The organism is Arthrobacter pascens, assembly GCF_030816475.1.
GTDB classification, from domain to species: domain Bacteria; phylum Actinomycetota; class Actinomycetes; order Actinomycetales; family Micrococcaceae; genus Arthrobacter; species Arthrobacter pascens_B.
Genome location: NZ_JAUSXF010000001.1, coordinates 150128 through 162276 on the forward strand (window position 1 = coordinate 150128; position 12149 = coordinate 162276).

The 12149-nt window shown below is 66.5% G+C and carries 12 protein-coding genes; 6 read left to right on the forward strand and 6 right to left on the reverse strand.

The features are described from left to right. Positions 1–37: 37 nt before the first annotated feature. The 4 genes from QFZ40_RS00695 to QFZ40_RS00710 all read right to left on the reverse strand — a co-directional run bounded on the left by QFZ40_RS00695 (position 38) and on the right by QFZ40_RS00710 (position 3793). On the reverse strand, positions 38–907 hold the full coding sequence (locus QFZ40_RS00695) for a DUF4031 domain-containing protein (RefSeq protein WP_306902265.1): 870 nt from the start codon (positions 905–907) through the stop codon (positions 38–40). 93 nt (positions 908–1000) lie between these two features. After that, the gene (locus QFZ40_RS00700; protein WP_306902267.1) at positions 1001–1867 is read right to left on the reverse strand and encodes a hypothetical protein; all 867 of its coding nucleotides are present in this window, start codon (positions 1865–1867) and stop codon (positions 1001–1003) included. 58 nt (positions 1868–1925) lie between these two features. Then, a complete protein-coding gene (locus tag QFZ40_RS00705) occupies positions 1926–2597 on the reverse strand; it encodes a response regulator (RefSeq protein WP_306902268.1) in 672 nt (223 codons plus the stop codon). Next, entirely contained in the window at positions 2594–3793 is a 1200-nt protein-coding gene (locus QFZ40_RS00710) for a sensor histidine kinase (protein ID WP_306902269.1), read from the reverse strand. The genes QFZ40_RS00705 and QFZ40_RS00710 overlap by 4 nt, the downstream gene beginning before the upstream one ends. A 186-nt stretch (positions 3794–3979) precedes the next feature. Here QFZ40_RS00710 and QFZ40_RS00715 point away from each other — a divergent pair, with 186 nt between their 5' ends. The 4 genes from QFZ40_RS00715 to QFZ40_RS00730 are packed head-to-tail and all read left to right on the forward strand — an operon-like array spanning position 3980 to position 7153. Beyond that, positions 3980–4390 carry a TOBE domain-containing protein gene (locus QFZ40_RS00715; RefSeq protein ID WP_306902270.1) on the forward strand — a complete coding sequence of 137 codons (411 nt, stop codon included), beginning with the start codon at positions 3980–3982 and terminating at the stop codon, positions 4388–4390. Further along, positions 4387–5190 (forward strand): molybdate ABC transporter substrate-binding protein, encoded by an 804-nt coding sequence (modA, locus tag QFZ40_RS00720; RefSeq protein ID WP_306902271.1) that lies wholly within the window; start codon positions 4387–4389, stop codon positions 5188–5190. Before QFZ40_RS00715 ends, modA begins: the two co-directional genes overlap by 4 nt. 8 nt (positions 5191–5198) lie before the next feature. Then, complete coding sequence (locus QFZ40_RS00725; protein ID WP_306906779.1) at positions 5199–6092, forward strand: ABC transporter permease; 894 nt, start codon at positions 5199–5201, stop codon at positions 6090–6092. Beyond that, the gene (locus QFZ40_RS00730) at positions 6089–7153 is read left to right on the forward strand and encodes a sulfate/molybdate ABC transporter ATP-binding protein (protein ID WP_306902272.1); all 1065 of its coding nucleotides are present in this window, start codon (positions 6089–6091) and stop codon (positions 7151–7153) included. Before QFZ40_RS00725 ends, QFZ40_RS00730 begins: the two co-directional genes overlap by 4 nt. Positions 7154–7381: 228 nt before the next feature. On the opposite strand, the gene QFZ40_RS00735 is transcribed toward QFZ40_RS00730, so the two are convergent. Continuing rightward, positions 7382–7705, reverse strand: coding sequence for a hypothetical protein (locus tag QFZ40_RS00735; protein WP_306902273.1), 324 nt, complete (start codon positions 7703–7705; stop codon positions 7382–7384). A gap of 257 nt (positions 7706–7962) precedes the next feature. Here QFZ40_RS00735 and clpB point away from each other — a divergent pair, with 257 nt between their 5' ends. Then, positions 7963–10620: an ATP-dependent chaperone ClpB gene (gene clpB / locus QFZ40_RS00740; RefSeq protein WP_306902275.1), complete on the forward strand. Its 2658-nt coding sequence runs from the start codon at positions 7963–7965 to the stop codon at positions 10618–10620. A gap of 43 nt (positions 10621–10663) precedes the next feature. Here clpB and QFZ40_RS00745 read toward each other — a convergent pair whose 3' ends face one another. After that, on the reverse strand, positions 10664–11380 hold the full coding sequence (locus tag QFZ40_RS00745; protein WP_306902276.1) for a septum formation family protein: 717 nt from the start codon (positions 11378–11380) through the stop codon (positions 10664–10666). 276 nt (positions 11381–11656) lie between these two features. Between QFZ40_RS00745 and QFZ40_RS00750 the strand changes: the two genes are divergently transcribed. Beyond that, positions 11657–11890 carry a DUF3073 domain-containing protein gene (locus tag QFZ40_RS00750; protein WP_214962253.1) on the forward strand — a complete coding sequence of 78 codons (234 nt, stop codon included), beginning with the start codon at positions 11657–11659 and terminating at the stop codon, positions 11888–11890. Positions 11891–12149 lie beyond the last annotated feature (259 nt).

The window sequence follows — 12149 nt, forward strand, 5'->3', positions numbered from 1 at the left end:
ATTAGCCCTCCGGGGCGGTAAAGGCCGGCGCCTGGCTTCAGGCCAGTTCGCCCTGCAGGTTCCGCCGGGCGGCGTCCAGCCACAGCTCCCGCGCCCGCTGGCTGTGGAACAGCGGGTCCAGTTCCAGTAGGTGACGGACGACGGCGGCGCGCCCCGCCGCGAAGTCAGCGTCGCCGATGTGCGCATAGTCTTTCCGGACCGCTGCCACATACCGGGCGTACGGCTCCGGGTCGCCGCCGAGGACTGACAGGTCCGCGTCACAGAGGAGTGCGCCGTCGTCGTCCCCCGGGTCCGGGCGGTGGTCCGAGGTCAGCCGGACAAGGCGGGCCACCTCCTCGATTTCCGCGTCAGGAAGTCCTGTGCCGGCCAGCCTGTCTTCTGCAAGCCGGGCAGACTCCTCCTCATCCTGGCCTGCGACTCCGCGATACACCGCATCGTGGAACCAGGCCGCCAGCAGCACCGTCCGCGGCGGTTCTGCGGGTTCGGTCAGCAGGTCCAGGGCCTCCAGCACGGCGAGGAGGTGGGTGCAGCCGTGGTACTGGCGGTGCTCCTCGCCCCAGCGGTCCAGCAGGTCAAGAAAGAGTGCGTCGTGGCCGTGCATGACGGTGTTCCACCGGTTCAGGAGTGGCACCTTGAGCGATGTGTTCCTTGCGCGGGCGGGGATGCGGAGCCCGCTGGCTATCAGTTTGCGGACCAGGATCCGGGCCTCCACGGGGATCGCACCGGCGGCAACCAGGTCATCGAAGCGGCGTTCCGGGACGTCGTAGTGGTCGCCGTCGAAGGCCCGGTCCGGGACTCCGGCCGCGGCGGCAAAGGCGTGGAGTTCCTCGAGCGAAGTGTCCGAGATCAGGTGCGAGAAATGCGTTCCGTGGGCAGGCCAGAGGGGCGGGTCAACAAAGATGGCCATGCACGAAGTCTAGTGCGGGGCGGGCCGGACAGGCACGCGCAAGGGAGCGGCGGCCGGCCTCCCCCAAGGTGGCCGGCCGCCGGGATTGTGGGCCTATTTGCTGAAGCTTGCCGCCCTGGCCGCCGCCTGTTTCCGGATCTCAGTCACCGTGGCAATCTCCGGCTCCAGCTGCTGCATGCGGGTGGTGAGGTACTTGTCCAGCACTGCGTCGAGTTGGCCATGGAAGTTGACCTGCTCGCGGCATGTTGTATCAGTGACCGCGATCTTGAACTCGTTCAGGCCGCCGGCCTTCAGGCCGGCAGTGACGGCGTCGGCAGGGCTGCGGAAGTTGGCGTAGGGCGATGAGGACATGCAGTCCTTCCAGGAGTTGATGGCTTTCGGGTACCCGGAATCGGACATGGCAGCACCGGCAGCGGAGTTCAGCGCATTCTCGGTGACCCCCGTGGCCAGGACGTAATTCTCCATGCTGCCGTAGATCTTTCGCGCAGCTTCGCCGCGGCAGCCGCCGCCGGACGTGCCCATGCCGTTCACTGTCACCATCGTGTCCGCTGTCTTTGGGCCCGAAAGGGCGGCCACAAACGCGGGATCCTCGAAGAGCTTTGCTTCATCGGAGCCGGGGGCCGGTTCGCCAGGTCCTGTCGGCTGCAGGGAGGCGTACCCGCTCGCCTTGGCAGTGGCCACGTCCAGACGCTTGAGGCCCATGTTGGCGTTGAAATCCACGCGGTAGGCATCCACGGGCGGAGCGTAATCATAGCCGGCCGCGGCCATGCACTCGCGGATGGCGGCGGCCCGTCCAGTTTCGGCTGCCACATCAGGGCTGGCGTAGGCCTGCGCCTGGGCCGTGATGCCGCTAATGGGCGTTCCCGAGGCCGCGATGGTGCCTCCCGGGATTGCGGAGGCCGCCAGTGCTGCCGTTGCCCCGGCCGCCAGTACGGCGAGTCCGATCAGATTCCTTTTCATGATTTCCCCCAATAGTTGGTGATGCTGCGGTGATCTTCGTGCGTCCCGGGCGCCGGCTTCAGTTGCCCAGCAGCCCGTTCTGATAGGCGTAAGCCACAAGTTGGATACGGTTGCGGAGCTTGAGTTTGGCCAGGATGCTTCCCACGTGGGACTTCACAGTGGCCTCGCTCAGCACCAGGCCGGCGGCAATTTCGGCGTTACCTTGCCCGGCTGCGGCGAGCAGGAACACGTCCTTTTCCCGCCCGGACAGCGCATCTAGTGCCGCGGTGTTGCCGGATACGGGAGTGGTGTAGTCGCGGAGAAGCTGGTTGGTGGCGTGCGGGGCCATCACCGCATGCCCTGAGTGGACCGTGCGAATGGCCGCCAGCAGGAACTCAGGCGTGGCATCCTTCGTCAGGAATCCGGCGGCGCCGGCCTGGATGGCCCGGACCACCGCCTCGTCGTGCTGGATGGTGGTGAGCACAATGACCTTGGGCGGAGTGCCGGGACCTGAGGCAATGGTGCGCGTGGCCGTGATCCCGTCCATGACCGGCATCCTGATGTCCATCAGCATGATGTCAGGCCCGACGGCGGCTGCAAGTTCCACAGCCGCCGCACCATCCTGGGCCTCACCAACGAAGTCCAGGTCGGGCTGGCTGCGCAGGATCATTTTCAGGCCGGCGCTAAACAGCGGCTGGTCGTCCACCAGGGCGATCCGGATGGCTGGTGCTGCGATGTCTGTGCCGGTCATGGCAGCACCGCCTCCACATCGAAGCGGTTTCCGGCCGTGACGGCCGTGAGGTAGCCGCCTGCCGCCGTCGCACGTTCCTTCATCCCGGGGATGCCCCTGCCTGTACTCGGGCCGGGAGCCAAGGGACCGCCGGATAACGCTGAAGTGACGCGGACAGTGAGTCCTCCCTCGCCGGACCGGACTGAAACGGCGGCACCCTTGGACCTGTCACCATGCCGGAACGCATTCGTCAGGCTTTCCTGAATCACGCGGTAGGCCGTGAGCTCCTGGAGCGGTGTCACCCCGGGCGGCAATGCCGGGGCATCCACCGTGACGGGCATTCCGCTGGCGGTGAACTGGTCTGCCAGTATGCCCAGCTGTCCGAGGGAAGGTGCCGGCGAAGTGGGCGGGGCCGGATCCGCCGTGAAGACGTTCTCCAGCATGTGGCGGGTTTCAACCAGGGCCGTGCGGGCGGCCGTGGCGATGATCCGGGCAGACTCCTCCACCGCCTCCGGCTCACTCCGGTGGATGTAGCGGATTCCCTCCGCCTGGGCGGTGATGACGGTCAGCGAGTGGGCCAGGACGTCGTGGAGTTCCCGCGCGATCCGGTTGCGTTCCTGTTCAACGGCGAGTTCCGTGACTGTCTGCTGCAGGTCCGTCTCCGCCCGGAGCTGGGCGCGGCGGCTGCGGGAAGCATTGTTGACGGCCAGTGCTGCGGCCCAGGCGGCCAGGTTGAAGGCTGCGGAGGCGCCGAAGACCAGGAAGACGTACGTGCCTGTTCGGAGCGCGCCGCGGCCATAGATCTGCGGGGGAAAGACGAAATTGACCCATGTCGCGTCGCTGAACCAATTCGTGGTGATCAGCCCGGCGGAGGCGAGGGCAAACGCCGGAAGCAGCCAGCGGTGGCGCCCTCGGTAGCCCAGGCCAGCGAACAGGATGGCCAGCGGAATTGCGCTGTAGCTGAGGACGCCGGACAGCATGACACCCGGAACCATCCTGGCGCTTTGCAGCAGCAGCACGCCGGCCGTAAACGCCAGTGCGCCCAACGGAATCAATCGGGCTGCCGCCACCGCGGATAGTAGGGCCACCAGGAGGGCGCTGTCCCGGTTGAACCCGCGCTGCTCCAGCACCATGAGGGCCAGCAAAACTGCCAGTGCAGTCGCAGGGGCAGCCGCCATGCCGGCCAGCCGGCGGGAGGGGTTGAGGAGGGGAAACATGCTCCTACCCTATGTGCGGCTTTGGGCCGGAAAGGCCGCGACGGCAGGGGTTCAGCATCAAGGATGAGGAAGTTCAACCGAAGTGATGAGGCCGGTGCCCGGTTCCTGCTTCCGGGAGGCTGGCGGGAACCGGTAATGCGGTTTCCTCAGGAGCATCCAACCGCATATGAGGACTAGACTGGCGAAATGCCCACTATTCGCGTTTCCGAAGCCGCCCGGTTCCTCGGCGTCAGCGATGACACCGTCCGCCGCTGGACGGAGCACGGAACGCTGACCCCGGTGAAGGACGACGGCGGCCGGCTCGCCGTGGACGGGCTGGAACTGGCCCGTCATGCCCGGAAGCTCGCCCAGCTTCCGGACGATGCGCAGCGGCGGGGAAGCTCTGCCCGCAACAGGTTTGTCGGCCTGGTCACCGGCATCACAGCGGACACCGTGATGGCCCAGGTGGAACTGCAGTGCGGACCGTTCCGGGTGGTGTCGCTCATGAGCAGTGAGGCGGTACGCGAGCTTGGCCTGGAGCTCGGCTCGGTGGCCACGGCCGTCGTCAAAGCCACCACGGTGATCATCGAGACGCCGCACGGAAGGGCCACAGCGTGAGGCGCTTGCCCCGGGGCCGTCGGGGAGTCATTGCCTGGGTCATCCTCCTGGTGCTGGCGCTCGCCGGGTGCGCCCCGCCAGCAGGGGGCGGAAACAGCGACGCCGGCTCGTCAAGATCAGGGGGCACCGTCACGGTCTTCGCGGCAGCCTCGCTTCAGGCCGCCTTCACCGAGCTGGCGGGGAAGTTCGAGGCCAGCCACCCGGGAACCAAAGTCACCCTGAGCTTCGCCGGCTCGGCAGACCTTGCCACGCAGATCACCCAGGGCGCACCGGCGGACGTGTTTGCGTCCGCGGACACGCGGAACATGGCCAAGCTGCAGGACGCCGGCCTGGCCGATGGGGAGCCCCGGGACTTCGCCACGAACACGCTCACCATTGCCGTTCCACAGGGCAACCCCGCCGGCATTACCGGCTTCCGTGACCTTGCCAGGCCGGGCACCAAAGTGGTGGTATGCGCCAGCCAGGTGCCGTGCGGTGCCGCCGCGCTGGCCATCGAGCAGTCGACGCGCACCGTGCTGAGCCCAGTCAGCGAGGAGTCCTCTGTCACTGATGTCCTGGGCAAAGTGACTTCCGGCGAAGCCGACGCCGGCCTGGTCTATGTCACGGACGCCAAGACCGCGGGCAGCAAGGTGGAGTCCATCCCGTTCCCGGACGCAGCGAAGGCGGTCAACACCTACCCGATAACCATCGTGAAGGGGGCCAGAAACAAGCAGGCGGCGGACGCCTTCCTGGACCTGGTACTGGGCAGTGAGGGCCAGGCGGTGCTGGGCAACGCCGGCTTCGGAGCAGCGCCCAAGTGATGCCAGCCATGGACCGGACCACCACGAGGCCACGGGCCAAGCGAGCCGGCAAAGCCCTGACCTACACCGGCATCCCGGCGTGGATCTATGCCGTGGCCGCCGCCGGGGGGCTGCTGGTCCTGCTGCCGCTGCTGGCGATGGTGGCCAGGGTCAACTGGCCCCGGTTCATTCCCCTGGTCACCTCTGAATCGTCCCTCACGGCGTTGGGCCTGAGCCTGCGAACGTCGGCGGCCAGTACCGCCCTGTGCCTCGTGCTGGGTGTGCCGCTTGCCCTGGTCCTTGCCCGCGCTAGCTTCCCCGGCCAGCGGGTGCTGCGGTCCCTGGTCCTGCTCCCGCTGGTACTCCCGCCCGTGGTGGGAGGCATCGCGCTGCTGTACACCTTCGGGCGGCAGGGCCTGCTGGGCCGCACCCTGGATGTTCTGGGCCTGCAGATAGCGTTCTCCACCACCGCCGTGGTGCTCGCCCAGACGTTCGTTGCCCTCCCGTTCCTGGTGGTCAGCCTCGAGGGTGCCTTGAGAACGGCCGGCCCAAGGTACGAGGCAGTTGCCGCTTCCCTGGGAGCCCGGCCCGGCACCGTTCTGCGCCGCGTCACGCTCCCCTTGGTATTGCCGGGTCTCGCCTCAGGCGCTGTATTGTCCTTCGCACGCGGCCTGGGCGAGTTCGGGGCGACCCTTACCTTTGCGGGGAGCCTCCAGGGCGTGACCAGGACACTGCCCCTGGAAATCTACCTGCAGCGGGAAACTGACGCGGACGCCGCCGTCGCCCTTTCCCTGGTCCTGGTGGCCGTCGCCCTAAGTGTCGTGGCGCTCGCCTATCGCGGCACCCGCCCTGCCGGCAGTGAAGGTGCTGCCGGCAGGGGAATCACGACGGCGCCGGCGCCCTCCCGCCGGGGCGTCCTGTGACTTTCATGGTCAGGGCAGCCGTGGAGGACAGGGGCTTCGAGGTGTCGCTCTCGCTCGGCCCCACCGAGACCGTGGCCGTCATGGGCCCCAATGGTGCAGGCAAATCGACGCTGCTTGCGGTCATCGCCGGGCTGCTCCACCCCGATACGGGCAGGGCCGAGTTGGACGGCCGGGTACTGTTCGACCTCACGGACGGCCGGGGAACATGGACAGCGCCCCACCGCCGCGGCACCGCACTGCTGGCCCAGGAACCGCTGCTTTTCCCACACCTCAGCGCCCTGGATAATGTCGCCTTCGGGCCGAGGAGCGCGGGCGTTCCGAAACTACAGGCGAGGGAATCAGCACGCCGCTGGCTTGCCGAGGTGGAAGCCGGGGAGCTGCAGCGCCGGCGTCCGGGGCAGCTCTCCGGCGGACAGGGCCAGCGCGTGGCCGTCGCCCGGGCGCTGGCCGCGGACCCGGGGCTCCTGCTCCTGGATGAGCCCATGGCCGCGCTGGATATCCATGCAGCCCCGCTGCTGCGGCGGCTGCTCAAGCGTGTGCTCGCAAGGCGTCGGGCGATTATCATCACCCATGATGTCCTGGATGCGCTCATGCTGGCTGACCGGGTGGTGATCCTTGAGAACGGCCGGGTCAGCGAGGAAGGGCCCACCCGGGACGTGCTGCTGCGTCCCCGGAGCCGCTTTGCGGCGGGGCTGGCCGGGTTGAACTTTGTATCCGGCACCATCACCGAACACGGCCTGCAGGCCAAGGACCTGGCCATCTACGGCCAGCACGACGACCTTCCCGGGCCGCTGCCAGCCGGGCAGCCGGGCGTGGCTGTGTTCACGCCGGCGGCCGTTTCCGTTTTCCTCACGGAGGCGCACGGCTCCCCCCGGAACTCATTTGCAGTCGTGGTCAGCGAACTGGAGCCCCATGGAGACCGGGTCAGGGTCCGGGCGGGGGAAGGCGGACAGCTGAGCGCCGACATCACCCCCGAGGCTTCAGCCGACCTGGGACTGGTGCCCGGCCTGAAGGTGTACTTCGTGATTAAGGCCGGAGCAGTGTCCATCTACCCCGGCTGATCCTGATGCCAGGGTCCGGAACCAATTGACCGATCTGTCATTTAACGTGACAGAGTTCAGCACTGCCGGTAATATCGGACCTGGACCGTGCACTCAGACGTCGGTCCGCCACTGGAGCTGACCACGGCTCGCCGCGGATTGCTGCCGCTTCCGGGTCTACTTTCAGAAAGACACCCTGGCGGGCGGTTTATTGGGGGAGCCCCCCGCCAGGGACCTCTCCGCTGCGACCTACATGCCGGGGAGATCGAGGGATTCGTACACCTGGATGCTGGCTCCGGGCATCATGAGGTGCGGGTGGCCCTCTAGCAGCGCCTGGGCGCCGCCCAGGTCCTCAGCCTGGAGAATGCCATACCCGGCCACGTTCGTGTCGGTGTCAGAGGTCTCGGATGTGGTGATTTCCTTGCCTGCGCCAAGCGGCGTTCCCATATCCACGATGCCGTCGCCGGCACGGTCTGCCCACTCCAGCCAGGCCTTCATGCCCTCCTGGGCGGCCTCCGGCGAGCTCTCCGCCATCTGTGCTTGTGCCGACTGCGGTGCTACGTAAAGAACCATGAATTTCTTCATTGCCATCCCGTCTCGAGTAGGCCGGGGAACCTACTCCCCGGTCACCAACTGATCCTAGGGTGATCCGGCCGCTGGCGGTACAGTGCAAGGACCACTTGTGCGACCGGATCGCCGGACCGCCGGAAAACCTCAGTCCTTCCGGTACCCGGGTTCGCTGTGGGCAAACAAGGAGCAAAAGACGCGCGCGGCAAAGTTGAGCGTAGTAGACTCAACTTAGTTGAATGCATCCCCGGAAGGAGCTCTCTTTGGACGTCAAATTCACCACCAAGAGCCAGGAGGCTCTTTCGGCGGCAGCTATGAACGCCTCCACGGCAGGTAATCCGCAGGTTGAGCCCGCGCACCTGCTCAAGGCCCTGATGGACCAGCGGGAGGGAGTCGCCGTCGCGCTTCTCCGCGCCACCGGGGCCGATCCGGATGCCGTGAGTGTCCAGGCAAGCAGCGCCATCAAGGCATTGCCAGCGACGTCCGGTTCTTCCACCCAGCAGGCCCAGCTCTCCAGGCCTGCCCTGCAGGCCATCCAGAACGCCAAGAACGAAGCCGACAGGCTCGGTGATACCTTCGTCTCCACCGAAGTCCTGCTCCTGGGGCTCTCCACCGGAAGCGACGCCGTCGGACGGTTGCTGCGCGACGCCGGCGCCTCCCACGAGGCGCTGCTTGCGGCCCTGCCCGGTGTGCGCGGGGACCGCAAGGTGGACAGTCCCGACCCGGAGAACACCTTCCAGTCCCTGGAGAAGTTCGGCACCGATCTGACCGCGATGGCGCGTTCCGGGAAACTGGACCCCGTTATCGGCCGCGATAACGAAATCCGGCGGATCATCCAGGTCCTGAGCCGCCGCACCAAGAACAATCCCGTGCTCATCGGCGAGCCGGGGGTCGGAAAGACGGCCGTCGTGGAGGGCCTGGCCCAACGCATCGTGGCCGGTGACGTTCCGGAAAGCCTGCGGGGCAAGACGCTGATTGGCCTGGATCTCGCCTCCATGGTGGCCGGCGCCAAGTACCGTGGTGAGTTCGAGGAGCGGCTGAAGGCTGTCCTGGAGGAGATCAAGAACTCTGAAGGCCAGATTGTCACCTTCATCGACGAGATCCACACTGTAGTGGGCGCCGGCGCAACGGGGGAGTCCTCGATGGACGCCGGCAACATGCTCAAGCCGATGCTGGCCCGCGGCGAACTGCGACTGATCGGCGCGACCACGCTTGACGAATACCGCGAGAACATCGAGAAGGACCCCGCTCTGGAACGCCGCTTCCAGCAGGTGTACGTGGGCGAGCCAAGCGTTGATGACACCATCGGCATCCTCCGCGGGCTCAAGGAACGCTACGAGGCCCACCACAAGGTGACCATTGCTGATTCCGCGCTTGTCGCTGCAGCAACCCTCTCCAACCGCTACATCTCCGGCCGCCAGTTGCCGGACAAGGCCATCGACCTCGTGGATGAGGCCGCCTCCCGGCTCCGGATGGAGATCGACTCAGCCCCGGAGGAGATCGACCAACTCCGCCGTGCTGTGGACCGGCTGACCATGGAGGAACTCGCCCTCGAGAACGAGACAGATCCTGCCTCCGTGGAGCGCCTCGCTGCGATCCGGGCGGACAAAGCGGACAAGAACGAGGAACTGGCTGCGCTCAATGCCCGTTGGGAAGCCGAAAAGGCCGGGCTGAACCGGGTAGGTGACCTGAAGGCCAAGCTGGACGAACTGCGCTCCACCGCGGATAAAGCCCAGCGCGAAGGTGACCTGGAGACCGCATCCCGGGTCCTGTACGGGGAGATCCCCGCCCTGGAACGCGAACTGAGCGCCGCAGCCGCCGCCGAAGAGGCAGTGACTGACAAGTCCGGACAGATGGTGGCGGAGCAGGTTACGGCGGATGACATCGCCGAGGTCATCTCCGCGTGGACCGGGATCCCCGCCGGGCGGATGCTGCAGGGCGAGAGCCAGAAGCTCCTGCACATGGAGGAGGAGCTCGGAAGGCGCCTGATCGGCCAGTCCAAGGCTGTGACGTCAGTCTCCGACGCAGTCCGCCGCGCCCGCGCCGGTATCAGCGATCCCAACCGGCCCACCGGATCGTTCCTGTTCCTGGGCCCGACAGGTGTGGGCAAGACGGAGCTCGCCAAGGCCCTGGCCGACTTCCTCTTCGACGACGAGCGTGCCATGGTTCGGATCGACATGTCCGAGTACAGCGAGAAGCACTCGGTGGCCCGGCTGGTCGGCGCTCCTCCCGGTTATGTCGGCTATGAGGAGGGCGGCCAGCTGACTGAGGCTGTCCGGCGCCGGCCCTACTCTGTGATCCTCCTGGACGAGGTGGAAAAGGCCCATCCTGAGGTGTTCGACATCCTCCTGCAGGTGCTCGACGACGGCCGCCTCACCGACGGCCAGGGCCGCACCGTGGACTTCAGGAACGTGATCATGGTGCTGACCTCAAACCTTGGCGGCCAGTTCCTGGTGGACCAGACCCTGGATGCCCAGGCCAAGCGCAACGCGGTGATGGCGACCGTCAACGCGTCCTTCAAGCCGGAGTTCCTGAACCGGCTGGACGAAGTGGTGCTGTTCGATGCCTTGACCGTGGATGAACTGGCACGGATCGTTGAACTTCAGGTCGCTGAGCTGGGCAGGAGGCTGCACGAGCGCCGGCTGACCCTGGAAGTGACGGATGGCGCCCGTGCCTGGCTGGCGATGTCCGGGTTCGATCCCGCCTACGGTGCCCGGCCATTGCGCCGGCTGGTGCAGCGTGAAATCGGCGACCGCCTTGCCAAGGCCATCCTGGCCGGGGACATCGTTGACGGTGACACCGTGCTCGTGGACACAGCCGCCGACGTCGACGAACTCACCATTGCCGGGCTGGAGAACCTGGCCGGGCCCGACGGCGGCGCGTCCGCAGGCACCGGGTTATCGGTCCGGCGGAAAGCCTAGCTGTATTAGCCGGCCGCTGTGTGCTCCCTTGGAGCAGGCTGCGCTAGGGGAGCACGCTGGCGTTGATGGCGTTTCCGTCGGCGGTGACATAGCAGTCCACGCGCCGGTCGCCGGAGTCCCAACTGGAGCTGCTGGGGTAGGTCCGTTCGAAGTTCAGCGTGTAATTGTTGGCAGCCGGGGCCAGCTTGGCGGCCTGGCAGGCTTCCAGTGCCTTCGCCTTCAGGGCATCCGCGCCCGGGTAGGAGTCGCTGGCCGGATAGCGGTAGATGGCCACGAGCTGGGCTGAATGGGCTGTATCGCAGGCCACGATGGTTGATTTCAGTGCCTCCGGCTGAAAGTCCTTGAAGCAATCCCCCAGCCTGAAGTCCGGCGGAGCCACGCCTTCCCGGGGGAGCGGCAAGGGCGTGGCCAGTGGTGTGGGTGACGTTTCGACGACGCCGGTGGTGCCCTTGTCGGCGGAGCCGGTGTTCTGTCCACTGGATGTAAGCCACACGGCAAGCCAGACCAGGGAGCCGACAACGCCCAGGATGAGCAGCGCAAAAGCGGCCGTAAGCACGGTCCGCCCGGCCCGGCGGGGCTTCCGGAAGGCGGAGCGACTGGTCCTACCCGAAGGTTCCAGGGGCCCGGCAGGGGCCGTCCGCGGCAGGCTGGCTGTCGGCGGCGCGGCAGGTTTGGGCGGGACCGGGCGGCGCTGGCCGTCCTGCGCGGGGGCGTCCGGATGTTCTTCCGGTTGCCGGTCCGGCATGTCCTGATGATTCACTGGGATGCACCTTCCCGCATTCTCTCCGCATCGAGCAAGCCGGTCCGTCGGGCCGGGATCAGCAGCTGTTGAACAGACTCTACCGAAGAAAAAAGCCGGGAAGCTTGCGGTCCGCCGCCAAAATGGTGGCCGACATGCCGTAGGGGTCCGTCACTGGCAAGCAGGGGCCGCCGAAAGCATGTAATCTAGGGATACGACAAATTGACCAAACATTCCGGGGCCTCACCGATAGCCAAGGTGACCACCTCCGGTCCAAGTACAAAAGGGGGTCACGCCATGGGGCGCGGCCGTCAAAAGGCAAAAGCTACCAAGCAGGCTCGGGATATCAAGTACTACTCCCCGAACACTGACTACACGGCACTTCAGCGCGAGCTGACGGGTCCGGGCAGTCGTGCCACGAGCCATTTCGCGAATGAGCCGGTTGAACCGGACTATTCGGCTTATGTGGATAAGTACGCGGACGATTTGGAAGAAGACGACGACGAGGTAGACACCCGTCGGATCGGCTAGTTGTCGCAACCGGTGTGGCCGCAAGGCACCCGCGCCGTGACGCCGCAGTACGATCGGATTCCGCAGGTTATTTGCGCGGTTCTTTCGACAGTACAGCGCTTCTTTTTCAGCACCCTGGAACCAGCCGGAACCAGTGCGCTGACCTCAGTTATCAGGCCCGCTGCCTGCGCCGGAACTCCGGTGCAGACGGCGGGCCTTTTGGTTTCCTGCTGTTTCACGACCGGCTCTGCATCCCCCGTCAGGTGGTCAATTCCCCCCG